This is a genomic window from Rodentibacter sp. JRC1 (assembly GCF_020521555.1).
Lineage (GTDB): Bacteria > Pseudomonadota > Gammaproteobacteria > Enterobacterales > Pasteurellaceae > Rodentibacter > Rodentibacter abscessus.
The window spans coordinates 1,497,266-1,518,333 of sequence record NZ_BPWA01000001.1; the positions used below are offsets into that span (position 1 = coordinate 1,497,266).

The 21,068-nt window shown below is 39.3% G+C and carries 18 protein-coding genes, 1 pseudogene and 1 riboswitch; of the genes and pseudogenes, 9 read left to right on the top strand and 10 right to left on the bottom strand.

The genetic code is table 11. From position 1 onward, the window contains the following. A pseudogene (gene nadR / locus HEMROJRC1_RS06920) lies at positions 1-1,220 on the bottom strand (multifunctional transcriptional regulator/nicotinamide-nucleotide adenylyltransferase/ribosylnicotinamide kinase NadR). Next, positions 1,215-1,362: riboswitch (FMN riboswitch) on the top strand. It overlaps the preceding pseudogene by 6 nt. Before the next feature lie 187 nt (positions 1,363-1,549). On the opposite strand from nadR, the gene ribB reads away from it, so the two are divergent. Together ribB and HEMROJRC1_RS06930 are read left to right on the top strand one after the other, a co-directional pair. Then, positions 1,550-2,197 carry a 3,4-dihydroxy-2-butanone-4-phosphate synthase gene (gene ribB / locus HEMROJRC1_RS06925; RefSeq protein ID WP_226692239.1) on the top strand — a complete coding sequence of 216 codons (648 nt, stop codon included), beginning with the start codon at positions 1,550-1,552 and terminating at the stop codon, positions 2,195-2,197. A 280-nt stretch (positions 2,198-2,477) separates the two neighbouring features. Beyond that, the gene (locus HEMROJRC1_RS06930) at positions 2,478-3,248 is read left to right on the top strand and encodes a glycosyltransferase family 25 protein (RefSeq protein ID WP_226692240.1); all 771 of its coding nucleotides are present in this window, start codon (positions 2,478-2,480) and stop codon (positions 3,246-3,248) included. Between the two features lie 41 nt (positions 3,249-3,289). Here the strand turns inward: HEMROJRC1_RS06930 and HEMROJRC1_RS06935 are convergent, their stop codons facing one another. Genes HEMROJRC1_RS06935 through rbsK form a run of 3 tightly spaced genes read right to left on the bottom strand, consistent with a single transcriptional unit; the run spans position 3,290 to position 6,538 of the window. After that, positions 3,290-4,306, bottom strand: a complete 1,017-nt coding sequence (locus HEMROJRC1_RS06935; protein ID WP_226692241.1) for an aldose 1-epimerase family protein — start codon at positions 4,304-4,306, stop codon at positions 3,290-3,292. 10 nt (positions 4,307-4,316) lie between these two features. Further along, positions 4,317-5,606 carry an L-fucose:H+ symporter permease gene (gene fucP, locus HEMROJRC1_RS06940; protein ID WP_226692242.1) on the bottom strand — a complete coding sequence of 430 codons (1,290 nt, stop codon included), beginning with the start codon at positions 5,604-5,606 and terminating at the stop codon, positions 4,317-4,319. Between the two features lie 11 nt (positions 5,607-5,617). Continuing rightward, positions 5,618-6,538, bottom strand: a complete 921-nt coding sequence (gene rbsK, locus HEMROJRC1_RS06945) for a ribokinase (protein WP_226692243.1) — start codon at positions 6,536-6,538, stop codon at positions 5,618-5,620. Between the two features lie 156 nt (positions 6,539-6,694). Here rbsK and deoC point away from each other — a divergent pair, with 156 nt between their 5' ends. Together deoC and deoR are read left to right on the top strand one after the other, a co-directional pair. Further along, positions 6,695-7,369 (top strand): deoxyribose-phosphate aldolase, encoded by a 675-nt coding sequence (deoC, locus tag HEMROJRC1_RS06950; protein WP_226692244.1) that lies wholly within the window; start codon positions 6,695-6,697, stop codon positions 7,367-7,369. Positions 7,370-7,385: 16 nt separating this feature from the next. Then, a complete protein-coding gene (deoR, locus tag HEMROJRC1_RS06955) occupies positions 7,386-8,123 on the top strand; it encodes a DNA-binding transcriptional repressor DeoR (RefSeq protein WP_226692245.1) in 738 nt (245 codons plus the stop codon). 228 nt (positions 8,124-8,351) lie between these two features. Here deoR and HEMROJRC1_RS06960 read toward each other — a convergent pair whose 3' ends face one another. The 4 genes from HEMROJRC1_RS06960 to xylF form a co-directional block, all read right to left on the bottom strand. Further along, entirely contained in the window at positions 8,352-9,515 is a 1,164-nt protein-coding gene (locus tag HEMROJRC1_RS06960; RefSeq protein WP_226692246.1) for a DNA-binding transcriptional regulator, read from the bottom strand. A gap of 211 nt (positions 9,516-9,726) precedes the next feature. Continuing rightward, entirely contained in the window at positions 9,727-10,854 is a 1,128-nt protein-coding gene (locus HEMROJRC1_RS06965; RefSeq protein ID WP_226692247.1) for a sugar ABC transporter permease, read from the bottom strand. A 3-nt stretch (positions 10,855-10,857) separates the two neighbouring features. After that, positions 10,858-12,369, bottom strand: coding sequence for a D-xylose ABC transporter ATP-binding protein (xylG, locus tag HEMROJRC1_RS06970; protein ID WP_226692248.1), 1,512 nt, complete (start codon positions 12,367-12,369; stop codon positions 10,858-10,860). A gap of 58 nt (positions 12,370-12,427) precedes the next feature. Beyond that, positions 12,428-13,426, bottom strand: coding sequence for a D-xylose ABC transporter substrate-binding protein (xylF, locus tag HEMROJRC1_RS06975; RefSeq protein ID WP_226692249.1), 999 nt, complete (start codon positions 13,424-13,426; stop codon positions 12,428-12,430). A gap of 246 nt (positions 13,427-13,672) precedes the next feature. Here xylF and xylA point away from each other — a divergent pair, with 246 nt between their 5' ends. Both xylA and xylB read left to right on the top strand, forming a co-directional pair. Continuing rightward, positions 13,673-14,992, top strand: coding sequence for a xylose isomerase (gene xylA / locus HEMROJRC1_RS06980; RefSeq protein WP_226692250.1), 1,320 nt, complete (start codon positions 13,673-13,675; stop codon positions 14,990-14,992). Between the two features lie 55 nt (positions 14,993-15,047). Then, positions 15,048-16,517 carry a xylulokinase gene (gene xylB, locus HEMROJRC1_RS06985; RefSeq protein ID WP_226692251.1) on the top strand — a complete coding sequence of 490 codons (1,470 nt, stop codon included), beginning with the start codon at positions 15,048-15,050 and terminating at the stop codon, positions 16,515-16,517. A gap of 32 nt (positions 16,518-16,549) precedes the next feature. Here xylB and trmL read toward each other — a convergent pair whose 3' ends face one another. Together trmL and rsmD are read right to left on the bottom strand one after the other, a co-directional pair. Beyond that, positions 16,550-17,032, bottom strand: a complete 483-nt coding sequence (trmL, locus tag HEMROJRC1_RS06990; RefSeq protein WP_226692252.1) for a tRNA (uridine(34)/cytosine(34)/5-carboxymethylaminomethyluridine(34)-2'-O)-methyltransferase TrmL — start codon at positions 17,030-17,032, stop codon at positions 16,550-16,552. Between the two features lie 8 nt (positions 17,033-17,040). Next, positions 17,041-17,622, bottom strand: a complete 582-nt coding sequence (gene rsmD / locus HEMROJRC1_RS06995) for a 16S rRNA (guanine(966)-N(2))-methyltransferase RsmD (RefSeq protein WP_226692253.1) — start codon at positions 17,620-17,622, stop codon at positions 17,041-17,043. Between the two features lie 182 nt (positions 17,623-17,804). On the opposite strand from rsmD, the gene ftsY reads away from it, so the two are divergent. The 3 genes from ftsY to ftsX are packed head-to-tail and all read left to right on the top strand — an operon-like array spanning position 17,805 to position 20,645. Then, positions 17,805-19,037 carry a signal recognition particle-docking protein FtsY gene (gene ftsY / locus HEMROJRC1_RS07000; RefSeq protein WP_374707301.1) on the top strand — a complete coding sequence of 411 codons (1,233 nt, stop codon included), beginning with the start codon at positions 17,805-17,807 and terminating at the stop codon, positions 19,035-19,037. A 9-nt stretch (positions 19,038-19,046) separates the two neighbouring features. Then, positions 19,047-19,703, top strand: coding sequence for a cell division ATP-binding protein FtsE (gene ftsE, locus HEMROJRC1_RS07005; RefSeq protein ID WP_226692255.1), 657 nt, complete (start codon positions 19,047-19,049; stop codon positions 19,701-19,703). Between the two features lie 9 nt (positions 19,704-19,712). Further along, the gene (gene ftsX, locus HEMROJRC1_RS07010) at positions 19,713-20,645 is read left to right on the top strand and encodes a permease-like cell division protein FtsX (protein ID WP_226692256.1); all 933 of its coding nucleotides are present in this window, start codon (positions 19,713-19,715) and stop codon (positions 20,643-20,645) included. Positions 20,646-21,068: the final 423 nt, after the last annotated feature.

Below are 21,068 nucleotides of genomic sequence, written 5' to 3' on the forward strand. Positions count from 1 at the left end.
TTATTTACTCTTTAATATCGTTGGACCATTTTGTAAATCATCCAATTCTTCCTCGTTTAACACTTTTTCAATCACGTCTTTAACTTGGTTATAACGTTCTAAGTAGCTTGGCGAGTTAATTTCAATATAGGGAACTTTATATTTATCTAACAATTTTTTAAGAAGCTGCTGAAACTGTTGACGCTGTTTTTTTGAACCTAAACTGCGCAAACCGTCATCCACCCATTCCGTGTTATTTTTCAGCAAAATCGTTACATCAAATGGATATTCTTTAATCATCGAATCTAAGAAAGGGTGGGCTTTGCCTTCATATTGAATGCAAAATGCCTGAGTGGTAATGAAATCCGTATCAATAAAAGCAATTTTGTGTGCATGGCGAACCGCATAGTCAATATAACGTTGATGTCCAAGTGCCATTTGTGGGTAGTCGGAATATTGCATGGCTTGCTCATCTCCGCCTAATTTTTCAAATACAAATTCACGTCCGTATTCCCAGGCGGAAGTCGTATTAAAAACGGCGGCGAGTTTATTAACCAATACGGTTTTCCCACTGCTTTCACCGCCTAAAATGGCGACGGTTTTTGCAAAGAACGGTCGTACTTCTTTCGGAATAAATTTCCAATATTGGAAAGGTGTCGTGCGGATTTTTGTTGCGGATATATTGAAGAAAGTGCGGTCAGGATCGACTAAAGAAACTTCCAAGCCTAAATATTTTTCATAAGGAGCTTTATCTTGAGGTTCGCTACTAAACACGATAGAGGGCTCAAATCCTTTTTCCTTAAATAAAACTTTTACCGCATCGCTCCAAGATTGCCAGCCGTTCGGGTAGCTTGGAATACCGTCTTCGATTAAATGATGAATGAAAATCTGATTTTTTTGATATTTAAAGATCTGCTGCATCCAACGCAGTCGATCTTGCACTGTCGGCATTCGCTTCATTTTACTATCGTAAAATAGCTCCAAATCCCTTTCGGTATCGCTACACACAATCACATGCAACTCGTCCGCTTTACTGAACGCTTCATAAATCATATTAATATGACCGGTATGGACAGGATAAAATTTTCCAAAAATAACACCGACTTTTTTCGCTTTAGCCGCCGACATAATTCACCTTTTTTATTACACAAGGGTTGAGTGCCGCTATTGTAGGCGAAATGAAAATATTTTTCACGTTCTGATTTTGTACGTTTTTATTTTACGCTATACTACCGCCGCATTCTCAGGGCAGGGTGAAATTCCCTACCGGTGGTTATAGCCCACGAGCACTCAAAATACGGTAAATTTTGACCGCACTTTGGGGTTAGCAGATTTGGTGAAATTCCAAAGCCGACAGTAAAGTCTGGATGAAAGAGAATAAAACGGATTGGATTTTCCAACCCGTTCTTTTTTATAGTGAGTTAAATTAAAATGGATACAAACCAGCAAGCCGAAGATAGTACGGCGAGGCGTAGCAATGCCGTAGACATTTTTAAATTTAATTCGCTATATTTGCATTTCTCAGCCCTGATTCTAGTTAATTTTAATCTAAGAAATAAAGGAAATTACGATGAATCAGTCAATTTTATCTCCATTCGGTGCAACCGCTGAAGCACGTGTACTTAACGCAATCAACGCCTTCAAAAATGGCAACGGCGTATTGGTATTGGATGATGAAGATCGCGAAAATGAAGGCGATTTAATCTTTCCTGCCGAAACCATTACATCAGAACAAATGGCAAAATTAATTCGTTACGGCAGCGGTATCGTGTGTTTATGTATCACCGATGAATTATGCCAACAACTTGATTTACCGCCGATGGTAGAGAATAACAGCAGTGTTAATAAAACGGCGTTTACTGTGACGATTGAAGCCGCCAAAGGCGTTTCTACCGGCGTATCAGCCGCAGATCGTGTAACTACGATTCAAGCGGCAATTGCAGACAATGCAAAACCGGAAGATTTACACCGACCGGGGCACGTGTTTCCACTTCGTGCTACAAATGGTGGCGTATTGGCACGCCGTGGTCACACCGAAGCTTCGGTAGATCTTGCCCGACTCGCCGGTTTTAAACCTGCCGGGGTAATTTGTGAAATCACTAATGATGATGGTTCTATGGCACGGGCGCCTGAAATTATCGCATTTGCCCAAAAATTTGGTTATGTGGTCTTGACGATTGAAGATCTGGTGGAATATCGTTTGACGCATAATATTTAATTTCAGACAGAAGTGCGGTTAAAATTCACGGTATTATGTATCAGTTGCACAAATCATCGTAGGGCGCGGTTAGGCGAAGCCGTAACGCACCAATAGAAATAGAGGGTTGATGAAATGGTGCGTTACGCAAAGCTTAACGCACCCTACCCCCGATAAATATAAATATTGGAAATAAAAATTCTCTTTGTGCAACTGCTACATAATAATGAAAATTCGGCATAATTTTTAACCGCACTTTTCGATAGTATAGCAATGTGTTTTTATATTTAGGGTAATTTTTATGCACAATACAAAACTACATAATTATGTCATTAGCCTAACCACAGAGACAAAACGTCGAAAACATATCGAACAAGAATTTGGTAAGCAAAACATTCCTTTTATGTTTTTTGATGCGATCACACCGGATCGCATTGAGGAAGTCGCTAAAAAATTTAACATTACCCTTGATCGCTCTTCCAAAGCAAAACTATGGGACGGTGAAATCGGCTGTGCATTAAGCCATATCGCTTTATGGGATTTCGCATTAGAAAATGACTTGGACTATATTAATATCTTTGAGGATGACATTCATTTAGGTGAAAATACAAAAGCTTTACTGGAAGTGGATTATCTGCCTCACGATGTTGATGTGTTGAAATTAGAAGCTAATGGTAAAATGATTTTTGGTAAACCGATTGCAGCAAAGTGCAATCGAAATCTTTATCCTATCACCTTTAAACAATCCGGAACCGCAGGGTATACCGTTACGCGGAAAGGGGCGAAATATTTGCTTGCTCAAGTCAAAAATACCTCTCTTGAACTTGCTATTGATTCACTGATTTTTGAGGACTTTTTGAAACTAAAAGATTATAACGTCGTGCAGCTTTCACCGGGAATTTGCGTGCAAGATTTTGTTTTACATCCTGATAAGCCTTTTGAAAGCAGTTTACAAAAAGGTCGTGGTGGTGTTTATGATAATCAAAAGAAAGCCTCATTATTGGAAAAAATAAACAATGAATTTATAAGAGTAAAACGAAAATTATTGATGAAACAAGTACCTTTTAAATAAGAAAGTGCGGTTAAAATTGACCGCACATTTAGTCATAGAAACTATGATTCGATGCCGGTAACCACTTTAAAGGTTCTTACTTCTTTCGGTTTCATTATAATTAAGCTGCCGGTATTTTTAGCTGCGAGATAGCCTTCCGGGCGGCAAGTAGCAGGTAGAACGAAAGCACCGACTTGTTGATCTTCATTATACAAAATCCAACGCGTTGCATAATTAAAGTCTTTTGAGGAAAATTTTGTTAGATAAGTATGTCCGTCCGGTGAAATCATTCTATATTCTAAATTTTCTTGATATTGCTGTAGATTATCCATAAAGAACACAATTTCAGGATTATACATTTGATCATTGCTTAATGAATCTAACGTGTATTGACCTTGTTTGATTTGTTCATTAAAAGCGAGCCATTCAGGGGTCGGTTTAACATGTGCCGGAATCGTTTCCCGCAAATGAATGGCTTTCGTTGGAATATTTTGAGCGAAAGTTGCACCATGTTCATAGCAGTAATTCATATGGCACATATATTGCAATGGCATGTCTACATTAGCTAAATTAGTTACTTTCATTTGAATTTCAAATAATGAACTTTTTGCTTTCAACGTTAATTCCGGTTCTGCAAGATAGTGATCGCCAAATCCTTTGACATATTCAACACGGCCGCCTATGCCTAATAAGTCTTCACTAATAACTAACCAAGCGTTGTCCATTATTGCACAAGGCATTTCACCGTGTAATGGATGATCATCTTCAGGGCTTGGGCAACCGTTACGGATTAAGCCCGAATGGAATGCAAAGCAACCGTAGGTATCAACGATAGTTGCTCCCCATTTAGGTTCGCTAAACATATTTTTCATTTTTAGGTTTTTACCGCAGAATTCGGCATCCCAAATGATTTGCCCGTAAAACGGTAGTACTGTAACAAAACCTTCACTGTTTTCTAATCTAATTGCTTCAATACCTGACGGGTATTTAAACGCAATCGCTTTGAATTCTGAATTTTCAAATAAAATATATTCTTTTTCGGTAAAGAATGCTTTTTTTAAATGAATATAGCTTTTCATTTTTAGCTCCTTATTTATGTGCTTTGTATTTGTCAAAGAAATAATATCCTACATAAGCAAAGCAGAATAGCGGTACAATGAATGCAGTCTGTAATGAACCGATTGTGTCGGACACATAACCGTGGATTGCCGGCACAACCGCAGCTCCGATAATAGACATAACCACAACAGCACCTGCAATTTCACGGTGTTCTTGTTCGACGGTATCTAATACTGATGCGTAAATTGTCGCCCAGCAAGGGCCAAATAGCACACTGGCAAAAATAGCGGCATAAACGGCGGAGAAATCATGTATGAAAGCGGTATAAGCCAGAGTAAATACACCTAAGATAGAATAAACAAATAATACAAGATCGGATTTAAATTTTGTCATTAAGAAATTAGCAACAAATTTTCCGATAAAAAAACCGATAAAGCTGTACACCATGAAATTAGAGGCATCACGTTCATTCATTTCACTTAAATTTAATGCTAAACGGATGGTAAATGACCATACTGCAACCTGCATACCTACATATAAGAATTGAGCTACAATCCCTTTTTTGAATGCGGTATTTTTAGCGAGATATTTCAGTGTATCAACAAAATGCACATCTTTATGTTCGGTCGAATCATTAACCGATTTACATTTCGGGAACGGTGTGATTAAGAACAGAAGCGTTACGGCTATTAATACAAAAATCAGATATTTGTAAGGTTGTAATGTATGTTCCAAGGTCGCCAATTTGAAAGCCTGTAGTTGATCCGGCGTCATGGTGGCGATTTGTTCGTGTAAACTCGCACCCTCTTGGAAAATTAAATATTTACCAAGCAATATACCGGCAATAGCCCCTATCGGATAGAATGTTTGACTGATATTTAAACGCAATGTCGCATAATCTTTATGACCAATCATTGAACTGTAAGTATTTGCCGAGGTTTCAAGAAAACTTAATCCGATCGCAATAGAGAAAATCGCCGCAAGGAACATGGTATAAGTCGCCATATGAGAGGCCGGATAGAACATTGAACAACCGATAATATATAACGTCAAACCAACTAAAATTGCAATTTTATAACTGGTTTTTTTGATAACCAATGAAGCCGGAATTGCTATAAGGAAATACCCGCCATAGAACGCACTTTGTACTAATGCGCTGGCAAAATCACTAAGTGTAAAGACGCTTTTAAATTGTGTAATCAAAATATCATTTAAACTTGCCGCAGCTCCCCATAAAGGAAATAGACAAGATAATAGAATAAATTGAAATATCGGTGTTTTGTTTAAATAGCCGTCCGGCATTTGTTGAATGTTTTTCATGCTATTTCTCCTTAAATATATTGTTTTTTGAACTCATCAAATTGTACTTTTGTCGGATAGGATGATTGAGTTCCCTGCCCCGTAACGCTATAAGCAGAAAATAATGAAGCCATTTTCATTGATTCAACAATATTTTGTGATTTTACATAGTAATAGGCAAAGCAACCGATAAAGGCATCACCGGCTCCGCTGGTATCAACTGCATTAACTTTATAAGGATCAATATAAGTTACTTCCGAACCACGTAACCAAACAGAGCCTTTTTCACCTAAAGTGATGATAAGATTTTTTAATCCTTTGGAAAGTAGGGTATTTGCGGCTGTGCGAATTTGTTCCATATTTTTCACAGGCAAACCGGTTAAAATTTCTAACTCGGTTTCATTCGGCATAAAGAAATCGCATTTACATGCATAATTAATATCAAGATCTTTACTGGCCGGTGCCGGATTGAGAATCACAGGAATATTATTTTTATTAGCAAAATCAATTGCATAATAGACAGTCTCTAATGGTATTTCTAATTGCAAAATAAATAATTTGCAATTTTTTAACCGCTCTTTTGCATTGTCAATATCACTTGGTTTCAGATGAGAGTTGGCTCCCTTAATAATCAGAATACGATTTTGTGATGATTTATCTACAAAAATAGGGGCGACTCCACTAGATACACCGGGGACTTTTTCTACATACTCCGTATTAACACCATATTGTTGAAAATTACGGATTGTATTATCTGCAAATGCATCATCGCCCACTTTGGTCATCATCATGACATTTGCACCTAATTTTGCTGCTGCAATAGCCTGATTCGCTCCTTTACCGCCGCAGCCCATTTGGAAGTTAGGTGCTTCGAGTGTTTCGCCCATTTTAGGCATATCATCAATATAGGTGATTAAATCCACCATATTTGACCCAATAACTGCAATTTCCATAACGTCTCCTTAGTTTATCGTGTTAATATTTTAACAAATTCGTTCATTTCAATATTAATATAAACAAAATGTGAAAAAAGCGACTTAGATCACAAATCTCAATCTTTCTTTGTGTATAATGAAAAAAGTTCAAAAACCAAGCAGGAGAAAACTCAAATGAAATCAAATGAAATTGCTAAATATATTGATCACACTGCACTAACCCCTGAAAAAACAGAGCAGGATATTCTCACTTTATGTAATGAAGCTATGGAGAATCACTTTTATTCGGTATGTATTAATCCTTGTCATATTCCTTTCGCAAAAAAAGTATTGCGGGATTCAAATGTTAATATTTGCACAGTGATAGGCTTCCCGTTAGGGGCGAATACTACGGCGGTTAAAGTATTTGAAACGGAAAATGCGATTGCTAATGGTGCGACGGAAGTGGATATGGTACTTAATATCGGATGGATTAAATCAGGAAAATGGGATGCGGTGCAAGATGACATTAAACAGGTTCTTAATGCTTGTAACGGTACACCGTTGAAAGTGATTTTAGAAAATTGTCTTTTAACAAAAGCAGAAATCGTCAAAGCTTGTGAAATTTGTCGGGATTTAAATGTGGCGTTTGTGAAAACATCTACTGGATTTAGTAAGGGCGGCTCGACGGTGGAAGATGTTAAATTAATGCGTCAAACCGTGGGAGATAAGATTGGTGTTAAAGCCTCAGGCGGTGTGCGGGATACACAGACTGCCGTAGCCATGATTGAAGCTGGCGCAACACGTATCGGTGCCAGTGCGGGGGTTGCAATTATTAAAGGATTAACAGATAGTAATAGCCAATACTAACCTTGGAGATAATGTTGTGGATAGTAAAATTAGTAGCCGAATTCAGAAACTAGAGTTTTTATTGAAACAAATGGATAAATTGCATCTACGGGAGGCGGCGGAAATCTTGAATGTTTCTGAAATGACGATTAGGAGAGATTTGAACTCTACAACATCTTCGATTGTTTTGCTGGGAGGGTATATTGTACGAGCTCCCCAGCTGCAAACATCAAATCAATATTTAATTACAGAGCAGCAAAATAGAAATATTGCAGAAAAAATGCAGGTGGGAAAGATCGCCTCCGCGTTAGTAGAAGATAATGATGTGATTTTTTTTGATTGCGGTTCAACCATTCCTTTTATTGCTTCTCAAATCCCAAATTCTATAAAATTTACCGCACTTTGTTGCTCGATTAACACTTTTATGGTTTTACAAGATAAACCAAATTGTCGATTAATCTTGTGTGGTGGGGATTATTCAAGAGAAAATTCTATCCTTACACCTATTCAAAATAACACTGAAATTGATAAGATTTGTACTACAAAAGCATTTATTTCTGCCGCCGGTATTGATCTTAAACAAGGTGTAACCTGTTTTAAATTAAATGAAACACAGATAAAACTAAAAGCAATGGCGAAAACACAGCGCAGCATTTTAGTTTTTGATGATAGCAAAATTGGAAAAATACGGCAGTCGTATGTAGGTGAGTTGAATCAATTTGATCAAGTTATCTGTAATGTGCCTTTGCCGGCAGAATTTACTATGACAAGTTAATGTTATTTGAAATAATCAATAAAAAAGAGCGGTTAAAATTCAGCAAGATTTTTCGGCATTATGTATCACTTGCACAAAAATAGAGTAGGGTGTGTTAGCCAAAGGCGTAACGCACCGTTCAACCCAAGTTTGGTGCGTTATGGCAAGCCTAACGCACCCTACATTTGAATTAAAAACAACCTTTTGTGCAAGTGATACATAATACAGAGATTTTTAACCGCACTTTATTTAAATATTTTTCCTAAATTCCCTCGGTGTCATTCCAAATTCTTTTTTAAATACGGAGTAAAAATATTGAATGGATGGATAACCGCAAATTTCGGAAATTTCCTGAATTGAGATGTCCGTTTGTTGTAATAACTGCTTTGCCCGTAGAATTTTTTCTTCGTGAATAACTTGGTGAATAGTTTTCTTCATTTCTTTTTTAAAACGCTGTTCAAGGTTCGAACGTGATGTTTCAAGATGATCCAGCACTTGTTCTACCTTGATGCCTTGGCAGGCGCGATGACGAATATAATGCATCGCTTGTATAACGAGCGGATCGCTGAGTGAACGATAGTCTGTGGAGTTGCGGGCATGGACGGTAATCGGTGGAATTAAGATTGGCGTATGAGAGACCTTTTGACCATTCAATAAACGATGTAATAATTTTGCCGCTTGATAACCGATCTCTCTTGTGCCTTGTTCGACGGAAGATAAAGAAACGCGTGAGAGGTACTGAATCAATTCTTCATTATCAATACCCACTACGCAGAGTTCTTCAGGAACCGCAATTTTACTGTATTCACAAGCTTGTAATAGATGGCGGGCTCTGGCATCGGTGACGGCAACAATGCCTGTGTGAGAGGGTAAAGTTTTTAACCAATCGATTAATTTTTCCTGTTCTGACAGCCAATTTTGAGCGCAAACTTGCTTACCTTCATAAAGATAAAGAGGATGATGATACTTTTCCATTAAAGCGATAAAGGCGTTCTTTCGTTCTTTTGACCAATGTTTCTCGCTATCCACTTGCATACCATAAAAAGCGAAATGAGAAAGTCCTTTTTGTTGAAGATGTGAGAATGCTAATTCAATCAATCCGGTATTATCTGTTGCGACATAAGGGAAGTGCGGGTAAAAATTCTCTTGTTTGTAAGAACTCCCGACAGCAATGGTAGGGACTGAGGTTTGTTTCAGTAGTTCTGCGGTTGTGGGATCATCAAAATCGGCAATAATGCCATCAATAGATAGATGATTTATAGTATCGGTATGGTAAATAAATTCATCTTCTATAAAAATATCCCAAGTGCATTGAGAGGCCTGAATATACTGCCCAATACCTTCCACGACTTGTCGATCATAGACTTTATTGGCATTAAATAAGAGTGCGATTTTGTAGTACGCTTCCGCCATCGTTAATTCCTTTAGTTTGAGTATAAGAAATATAGCGGAAAAGGTGTTTTTATAAAAGTGCGGGCAAAAAATCGCCATTTTTTATAGTGAATTAAATAAGGATGGATACAAAGCCGCAAGCCGAAGACTGTGCAAATAACACGGCGAAGCTTAGCAATACAGTAAACATGTTTAAATTTAATTCACTATAATGGTGACTTTTTATCGGAAATTACATTCTTTTCTTACTACTGGTATCAACCCATACCGCAAGCAATAAGATTGCACCTTTTACAATGTATTGCCAGAAAGTGGGAACATCAAGCATGCTCATTCCGTTGTCTAATGAGGCGATAATAAGTGCGCCTATAACAACGCCGAATACACTTCCCACACCGCCTGCCAGACTAGCCCCGCCGATCACACAGGCCGCTATCGCATCAAGTTCGGCATTTTGCCCCGCGGAAGGTGAACCGGCACCTAAACGCGCACTCAAGATTAAGCCGGCTATTGCGACTAATACGCCGTTCATTGCGAAGATAATGAGTTTTGTTTTTTCTACATTGATTCCGGATAATTTTGCCGCCTCAATATTGCCGCCAATGGCATAAATGTGGCGACCAAAGGATGTTTTACGCGAAAGGAATAAACCGAATATTGCAAGAATGGCGAGTATTAATACCGGAAATGGAATACCGCGGTAATCATTTAATAAATAAATGGAACCCAGTATGAGGAGGGCAAATAAGGCGTATTTTGAGAAATCTTTAGATAATGCGGGAACTTCCAGTTGGAGTTGTTGACGATTCTTACGTTGATAATTACCCCAAAGCACAAAACCAATTACGGCGATTCCCCCTAATATGAACCCTGTAAGATCGGAAAGATAACCTTGTCCGATGATTGTCATTGAACTACTAATCGGAGAGACGGTAGTGCCGTTTGTTAATCCGATTAATATGCCTCGGAATGCGAGGTAGCCGGCAAGTGTAACGATAAATGAAGGCACTTTACGATAAGCAACCCACCAGCCGTTCCAAATACCGAACAGTAAACCTAAGGCAATAGTTGCAATGATAGTAAGCGGTAATGGAAATCCCCACCAAACATCGGCAATGGCTGCAAATCCGCCGAGCAATCCCATTAATGATCCTACCGATAAATCAATTTCAGCAGAAATGATGACAAACACCATGCCAATCGCAAGAATACCGGTGATGGAGGTTTGGCGTAATAAATTGGAAATATTACGTGCACTTAAATAAGCACCGTCGGTTGCAATCGTAAAAAATGCCATAATTACCGCAATGGCTATGAGCATAATATAAACTTGTAGATTCGCAGATTTAAACTTAAACATAAATTACTCCTTAAGGGCGGTTTCCATCACTTGTTCTTGAGTGAGGTTATGATTAATGAGGCTGGCTTTGAGTTTGCCTTGGTGCATAACGAGAACCCGATCACTAATGCCGAGCACTTCCGGCAATTCTGATGAAATGACAATAATGCCGATGCCTTCTTGAGCTAATTGATTGATTAATTTATAAATTTCATATTTTGCGCCAACGTCAATACCACGAGTAGGTTCATCAAGAATCAGTATTTTAGGGTTAAGCAGTAAACATTTTGCCAAAATCGCTTTTTGTTGGTTGCCGCCACTTAATCGTCCAATCGGCAAGTCAGGGGAGGCGGTTTTTACTTTTAGTTGCTTAATCGCGGAATCAATGACTTGTTCTTCTTTCGCTTGATTGATGATCATTTTTCCAAAACAATATCCTTTTAAGGAAGAAAGCGTAATGTTTTTGCCTACTCCCATAATCGAAACAATACCGTGTTTTTTACGATCTTCCGGCACCATAACGATTTTATGGGCGATAGCTTGTTGGCAATTTTTTATGTGAACCTGTTTTTGATTGATAAAAACCTTACCTTCGTATTTGCCTTGATAAGAACCGAATAAACATTGCACCATCTCCGTTCTACCGGAACCCACCAACCCTGCAATACCAAGTATTTCACCTTTATGAAGGCTGAAATTTACATCATTTACCCGTTTAATATGCGTATTGATCGGGTGCCAAGCAGAAAGGTTTTCCACACGTAAGATCTCGTCTTGAATCTCATGTGGTTCATGTGGATAAAGTGAGGTGATTTCCCTTCCTACCATCATGGTAATGATGTCATCTTCACTCATTGTATTTGCGTCTTGCGTGCCGATATGTTCACCATCACGAATCACACAAATTTTGTCGGAAATTTCTTTTACTTCGTTTAATTTATGGGAGATATAGATACAGGCGATATTATGTGCTTTTAAATCTTTAACGAGATTCAATAATATTTCGGTTTCTTTTTCTGTCAGTGAAGCGGTGGGTTCATCAAGAATAAGTAAACGCACCTGTTTATTTAAGGCTTTTGCGATTTCAACTAATTGTTGTTGCCCTAATCCCAGTTCCCCCACACGTGTATTGGGATCAATATTTAATTGAACCTGTTGTAATAATGTTTGGCAGCGCAAATACATTTCATTGTCGGCAGTTAACCCTTTATGGGTTATTTCATTTCCTAAGAAGATATTTTCTAACACCGACATATTTTTGACGAGGGTGAGTTCTTGATGAATGATTGAAATGCCTTTTTCCTCAGTATCTTTAATATTTTTCGCTTTTATTTCACTGTCTGAAAAATAAATATTTCCACTGTAATCGCCATAAGGATAAATACCACAAAGCACTTTCATTAGGGTTGATTTTCCTGAGCCGTTTTCACCACATAGCGACAAAATTTCACCTGCTTCAAGCTCAATGGAAATATTATGAAGTGCGGTCACATCACCAAATTTTTTTGTGATGTTTTTCATTTCTAACAATGCCATATTTATACTCCTTATAAATACTCCCTATAAAATAGGGGAATAAATTTCCCCTTTGAACTTATTGATAAACACTTTCTTTGGTATGGAAACCATCCTTAATCACGGTTTCATCAATATTTGTTTTATCAACTGCAATAGGGGCGAGTAAATAAGATGGGATATTTTTGAGACCATTATTTAGTTCGGCATTTGATTCAACTTTTTCATTTTTTGCTAGTTCCACGGCAATTTGTGCCGCTTTATCCGCTAATTTGGTAATCGGTTTATAAACCGTCATTGTTTGCGAACCGGCAATAATTCGTTTGATCGCGGCTAAATCGGCATCTTGTCCTGAAATCGCGACTTTGCCGTTTAGTCCTTGTGCGCTTAATGCTTGAATTGCACCGCCTGCGGTTGCATCATTTGAAGCGACGACGGCATCAATATTATTTTTATTGGCGGTTAATGCGTTTTCCATAATTTGTAAGGCTTTTTCAGCCAGCCAAGAATCAACCCATTGATCGCCGACAACTTTAATTTTTCCGGTTTGAATTAAAGGATCTAAAACTTTCATCTGCCCTTTTCTGAACAGTTTGGCATTGTTATCCACCGGTGAGCCGCCCATTAAGAAATAATTACCTTCTGGTTTTACCGCAACAACGCTTTTTGCCTGTAGTTCCCCGACTTTTTCATTATCAAATGAGACATAAAAATCTAAATCGGCATTATTAATTAAACGGTCATAAGCTAATACTTTAATGCCCTCTTTCTTGGCTTCGGAAATCACATTGCTTAGCACTTCGCCGTTATGCGGAATAATGACTAAAACATCAATGCCTTTATTGATCATATTTTCAATTTGAGAAATTTGTGCGGAATCATCACCATTAGCGGATTGTACAAATACTTTCACTCCCATCGATTCGGCTTTGTTGACAAAAATATCACGATCTTTTTGCCATCTTTCCAAGCGTAAATCATCAATAGATAATCCGATTTTGAGATCTTTAGAATAAGCAGAACCGCTAAATACCGTTAATACTGCGGCAAGTGTGAACAAAGCTGATTTGATTTTCATACTGATACCTCAATGGTTAAGTAAATGGAATATAGAGCTATGGCTCTGATGGTTAGTTTTCCCGCTTTAACCACTGCTTTCAATTATAAAATCTTTCACTGCTATTATGTTTTTTCACTTTTGTGATCGTTGCCACAATAACTAATTATCAAAATAGAAAAAACAAATAACGTAATTGAAGCTGTTTTCAATTTTTATCATTATGTTTCCAACTTAAAAATCTATTCACCCATAGGAGAATTAATTATGTCTAACTATTTCGATAAAATTGAAAAAGTAAAATATGAAGGAACCAATTCAACCAATCCTTTTGCTTTTAAACATTACAATCCGAATGAAATGATTTTAGGCAAAACGATGGCGGAGCATTTACGTTTGGCGGTGTGTTATTGGCATACTTTTTGTTGGAACGGGAATGATATGTTCGGTGCAGGCTCGTTAAATCGCAGTTGGCAAAAAACAGGTGATTTATTAGAGGGCGCAAAGCAAAAAGCGGAAATCGCCTTTGAATTTTTCCAAAAATTGGGGATTCCTTATTATTGTTTCCATGATGTGGATATTGCACCGGAAGGTCATTCATATCAAGAATATGTATATAACTTCCATACAATGGTTGATATTCTTGAGAAAAAACAAGCGGAAACCGGCGTTAAGCTGTTATGGGGAACGGCGAACTGCTTCACTAATTCGCGTTATATGTCCGGAGCTTCCACCAATCCGAATCCGGAGGTCTTTGCGTGGGCGGCATCACAAGTGTTCAATGCAATGAACGCAACTCAACGTTTAGGCGGTGAAAACTATGTATTATGGGGTGGGCGTGAAGGTTATGAAACTTTATTGAATACCGATTTAAAACGTGAGCGTGAACAAATCGGCCGATTTATGCAAATGGTGGTGGAACATAAACATAAAATAGGCTTTAAAGGTACATTGTTAATCGAACCGAAACCGCAAGAACCGACTAAACACCAATATGATTATGATGTTGCGACAGTGTATGGTTTCTTAAAACAGTTCGGTTTAGAAAAAGAGATCAAAGTGAATATTGAAGCAAACCATGCAACACTTGCCGGTCATACATTTCAACACGAAATCGCCACTGCGACGGCATTAGATATCTTCGGTTCTATTGATGCCAACCGTGGCGATCCGCAATTAGGTTGGGATACCGATCAATTCCCGAACAGTGTGGAAGAAAACACCCTCGTGATGTATGAAATCTTAAAAGCGGGCGGTTTTACTACCGGCGGTTTTAATTTTGATGCGAAGATCCGTCGTCAAAGTACCGATCCGTATGATTTATTCCATGGTCATATCGGTGCGATTGATGTGCTTGCGCTTTCACTGAAACGGGCTGCTAAAATGATTGAAGACCAAACCTTGCAAAATATGGTGGCACAACGTTATGCCGGTTGGGACGGGGATTTAGGTCAACAGATCCTTGCAAGTAAAGTCTCACTGGAAGATCTTGCGTATATCGTTGAAACGCAACAACTTGATCCAAAACCGGTTTCAGGTCAGCAAGAATATTTGGAAAACATCGTGAATCAAGTGATTTATAGTTAAATTTCATCTTAAAAGTGCGGTCATTTTTACCGCACTTTTTGTCTTTGGAGGCATTATGTATATCGGTATTGATTGTGGTACGCAGGGCACAAAAGCAATAGTTGTTGATCGCAAGCAAAAGAAAGTGATTGGTAGGGGATATGCTTCCCATCAATTGATCGAACAATCAAACGGACGGCGTGAACAACACCCGAATTGGTGGATTGATGCCTTTCAATGTGCCTTGAATGAAGCGTTAAAACAGGCAAAAATTTTACCACACTTAGTGAAAGGTATCGGTATTTCAGGTCAGCAACACGGCTTGGTAATGTTAGATAAAAACGATCAACCTTTGTACAATGCGAAACTTTGGTGTGATACGGAAACAGTCAATGAAAATGCGGAATTGATAGAACGTTTAGGTGGGCAAGATTTGGCATTTGCGAAGTTAGGTATTATGTGCCAAACCGGTTATACAGCCTCAAAACTTTGCTGGTTTCGTCAATATTATCCTGATCAATTTAGGCAAATTCACAAAATTATGCTGCCTCATGATTACCTCAATTATTGGCTTACCGGTCATTTCTGCACGGAATTTGGCGATGCCTCCGGCACAGGCTATTTCGATATTGTGAATCGATGTTGGAGTCGCAAAGTCTTTGGGGAAATTGCTCCTGAGCTTAATATGAATAACGTGCTACCGACCTTACTTTCTGCCGAACAAAAAATAGGGGTTATCAAACCCGAAATCGCCAAATTCTTTGGCTTTAACCAAGATGTGATAGTTTCCACCGGAAGTGGGGACAATATGATGGGGGCGATTGGTACGGGCAATATAAAGGAGGGAATCGTAACAATGAGTCTCGGCACATCCGGTACTTTGTATGCTTATACAAAAAAGCCTTTACCAAATTTGTCTCCAATGATTGCCAACTTTTGTTCCGCTAATAACGGCTGGTTGCCTCTTATTTGCGTGATGAATATGACTTCATCGAACAAGCAATTGATGAAGCTATTTAATATTGATGTCCCAACCTTTAATCATCTCGCACAACAATCCCCAATCGGTGCAAGCGGAATTACGATTTTACCGTTTTTTAATGGAGAACGTGTACCCCCGTTACCAAATGCGAAAGCGCGTATTTTGGGGGTGGATTCAAGTAATTTTACCCGTGAAAATCTTTGTCGGGCGATGATGGAAAGTGCCACTTTTACTTTGCGTTATGGATTGGATCTTTTCCGTCGTGCCGGGCTTACTACTTCGCAAATTCGTTTAATTGGCGGAGGCTCAAAAAGCACACTTTGGCGGCAGATTATCGCAAATGTGATGAATACCGAAGTGGTTTGCTTATTGGAGGAAGAAGCTGCCGCTTTAGGGGGCGCAATTCAAGCAATGTGGGCGAATGGGGAAGGGGAATTAAAATCGTTATGCCATGAATTCGTTCATTTGGATGAAAGTTTAACTTGTTCTCCTAATAAAGAGGCGGTTGACGCTTATGAGGCGGTTTATCTGCGTTATCTCTCACATCTTAATTCAATTAATTAGCTAAAAGGTGGGATTTCCACCTTTTAACCGCTTTATTCTCCCTCTGATAAATTCACTGCACCTTCGTATCCTAGTTGTCGCCACGCTTCATAAACCGTAACCGCCACCGCATTGGATAAATTCATACTGCGGCTGTTGGCTGTCATTGGAAGACGGATTTTTTGTTCCATTGGCATTTTGTCTAAAATCGTCATTGGAATACCGCGGGTTTCAGGGCCGAACATTAGGTAATCACCCGGTTCAAATTTCACTTGACTGTGCGCCGGACGGCCTTTGGTGGTAAGCGCAAAAAGGCGTTTGGGATTTTCGCTTGCTAAAAAAGCTTCAAAGGTTTTGTGACGTTTAATTTCGGCAAACTCGTGATAATCCAAACCTGAACGGCGCAGGCGTTTGTCGTCCCAAGTAAAACCGAGCGGTTCGATTAAGTGCAAACGAAATCCGGTGTTGGCGCAAAGACGGATAATATTACCGGTATTTTGTGGAATTTCCGGTTCATATAAAACGATATCTAACATAATTTCTCTCAATATTGATATAAACGATAACTCACCTGACCGGTTATCTTTTCTTTTAGTAATGTCCAATTTTCAGGGGGATCAAGCCGTTTGTCTTTTTCCGTTTCTACGTAAATTAAGGCGTTTGGACGTAACCAGTTGTTTTCTGTAAGTAATGAAATCGCCTGTTCCGCTAAGCCAAGATGAAAGGGGGGATCGAGAAACACCACATCAAAGTGCGGTTGATTTTGCGCTTGTTTTAGAAAATCCAAACAGCTTTGGTTAAACACTTGTGCCTGTTCGGCGGCGCATTTTAAGGTTTGCAGATTTTTCTTCAGTTGATTGGCAACGGCTTTATCCCGCTCTAAAAAGGTCACTTTCTTTGCCTGACGGGAAAGCGCTTCAAAGCCTAGCGAGCCGCTACCGGCAAAGCCGTCTAAACATTCGGCTTCGTGAATGTACGGCATTAGCCAGTTAAACAGTGTTTCCTTTACTCGGTCTCCGGTGGGGCGTAATCCTTCAGAATCAAGCACCGGTAATTTTCGCCCACGCCAACGCCCTGCGATAATTCTTACTTCGCCTTTTGCGTTTTGTGTTAGTGGTTTTTTCATAAAAATCGCGGATTTAATTGAAAATACTGCTTAGTTTAGACGATTTTTTGCTAGAATAAACAAAATTTTTTATCGGGATAACATGAAGAGAACAATTTATGGCAGAAGAAAAGAAAAAAGGTGGATTTTGGGCATCTTTGTTCGGGCGAAATAAAAACCAAGAAACTCCAACTGCGGAGCCTATTGTTGAGGCGCAAACGGCGGAAGAGACATCTGAACCGCAAGCTATTATTGAAAAAGAGCTAGAAAGTGCGGTTGATTCTAAAAGCGTTTTAGCAGAAGAGAGAGAGGAAGGATTATCTGTTGTCGAAGAAGAAAAAACAGCAGAAATTTTGACCGCACTTGGGACTGATGAAACGGAAGAAATCATTGAAGCTGAAAATGTAGCAGAAATAGCATCGGTGGAAGCAAAAGCAATTTCTCCTAAAACCGTACAAGACGTTAAGGAAGAGCTGCAACCAACAGCAGAAACTCGTGAGAAGCCGAGTGAAGGCGGTTTTTTCAGCCGTTTGGTAAAAGGGTTGCTTAAAACAAAACAAAACATTGGAGCCGGTTTTCGCCATTTCTTTTTAGGGAAGAAAATTGATGATGAGTTGTTTGAAGAATTGGAAGAACAACTTTTAATTGCGGATATCGGTGTTCCGACTACCACGAAGATTATCAAAAATCTTACCGAACACGCCGATCGAAAACAGTTGCGGGATGCGGAACTTTTATATCAACAATTAAAAGTGGAAATGGCGAATATTCTTGAACCGGTGGCTCAGCCGTTAGTGATTGATAACAGCAAAAAGCCTTATGTGATTTTAATGGTGGGGGTGAACGGTGTAGGTAAGACCACCACGATTGGCAAACTAGCCCGTAAATTTCAAGCAGAAGGAAAATCGGTGATGTTGGCAGCCGGTGATACCTTCCGTGCGGCGGCGGTGGAGCAGTTGCAAGTTTGGGGTGAACGAAACCATATTCCGGTGGTGGCTCAGAGTACGGGCGCGGATTCCGCCTCCGTAATTTTTGATGCGATGCAATCGGCAGCTGCGCGTAATATTGATATTTTGATTGCGGATACCGCAGGTCGTTTACAAAATAAAAATAACTTGATGGACGAGTTGAAAAAAATCGTTCGTGTGATGAAAAAATATGATGAAACCGCACCGCACGAAATTATGCTGACACTTGATGCAGGCACGGGGCAAAATGCGATTAGCCAAGCAAAATTATTCAATGAAGCGGTGGGGTTAACCGGTATTTCGTTAACGAAATTAGATGGCACGGCAAAAGGCGGTGTGATTTTTGCCATTGCAGATCAATTCCAATTGCCGATTCGTTATATCGGTGTGGGTGAGAAAATCGAAGATTTACGCGAATTTAACGCCAAAGAATTTATTGAGGCGTTATTTGTACACGAAGAAGAGTAAGGATAGAGTGTGATTAAGTTCTCTAATGTATCCAAAGCCTATCACGGTGCAACGCAACCGGCGTTGCAAGGGCTTAACTTCCATTTGCCGGTGGGCAGTATGACTTATCTTGTGGGGCATTCCGGGGCGGGTAAAAGTACATTACTCAAATTAATTATGGGAATGGAAAAAGCCAATGCGGGGCAAATTTGGTTTAATGGACACGATATTACGCGCCTCTCAAAATACGAAATTCCATTTTTGCGTCGTCAAATCGGAATGGTGCATCAAGATTATCGTTTATTGACAGATAGAAGCGTCGTGGAAAATGTCGCTTTGCCACTTATTATTGCAGGAATGCGCCCGAAAGATGCGCATTCGCGAGCAATGGCGGCTCTTGATCGTGTAGGGCTTCGCAGTAAAGCCCATTACCTGCCGCCGCAAATTTCCGGAGGGGAGCAGCAACGGGTGGATATTGCCCGTGCCATTGTTCACAAACCGCAACTCTTATTGGCTGACGAGCCGACAGGGAATTTGGATAACGAACTTTCGTTAGGGATTTTCAATTTATTTGAAGAGTTTAACCGTTTGGGGATGACGGTGTTAATTGCCACTCACGATATTAATTTAATTCAACAGAAACCAAAACCTTGTCTTGTGCTTGAGCAAGGCTACTTACGTTATTAAGGAAAAACCATGAGCCGACCGACTGATGCTTCTGTCTTCGTGCAAACGGCTTACACGTTGCGCGCAGTGTGGACGGATTTGTGGCAACGCAAATTCGGTACGTTATTAACGATTTTAGTGATTGCCGTTTCTCTCACTATTCCAACCGTCAGCTATTTAATGTGGAAAAATCTCCATTTAGCCACGACACAATTTTATCCTGAAAGTGAGCTCACGATTTATCTTCACAAAAATTTAAGTGAGGAAGATGCCAATCTTGTGGTAGAGAAAATTCGTCAACAAGAAGGTGTGGAATCATTGAATTATGTGTCCCGTCAAGAAAGTTTGAAAGAGTTTAAAAGTTGGTCAGGTTTTGGTGAAGAGCTGGAGATTTTAGATGATAACCCTTTGCCCGCAGTGGTGATGGTAAAACCGAGTAAAGACTTTAACGCCTCGGAAAAACGTGAGGAGCTACGTACGAATCTCGATAAAATCAAAGGCGTGCAAGAAGTACGCTTGGATAATGATTGGCTGGAAAAATTGACCGCACTTTCGTGGTTGGTGGCTCACGTGGCAATTTTTTGTACCGTATTAATGGCGATTGCGGTGTTCTTAGTCATTGGTAACAGCATTCGTTCCGATGTTTATAGCAGCCGTGCCGATATTGATGTGATGAAATTGCTCGGTGCAACGGATCAGTTTATTTTACGTCCTTATCTTTATACCGGTATGATTTATGCCTTTTTAGGGGGATTTGTCGCAGCGATTTTCAGTAGCTTTATTGTGGGTTATTTCACTTCTGCGGTGAAATATGTAACGGATATTTTTGCCGTACAGTTTGCTTTAAACGGTTTAAGCATCGGTGAATTGATTTTCTTATTAGTCAGTTGCTTGATAATGGGATACATCGGTGCGTGGATTGCCGCCAAAAGACATATTGCGTTACTTGATAATCGATATTAAACCTTGATTCTGTACGGTATTATGCATCACTTGCACAAAAGGCTGTTTTTAATTCAAATGTAGGGTGCGTTAGGCTTGCCGTAACGCACCAAACTTGGGTTTAACGGTGCGTTACGCCTTTGGCTAACACTCCCTACTCTGGTTTTGTGCAACTGATACATAATACCGATTTTGTAAAGTGCGGTTGCTTTCCGTTTTGTTTTTTTATTTGAAAATGAAGGTGGAAAACAACCGCACTTTTCTATGATTTGAATAAATTTCTTGCAATCAGTTTCACTTTTGTGTAGTATTCGCAGGCTTTCAGATTTTGAAGGTCGTTTAATGTAATCATTTATTAAACGAGTGTAACGATAGGTTACGCTAACAATGTTTCCGATTTGGAGACTATATAACAGGTAACTTGCACCTCCTTTTCTATTTTGA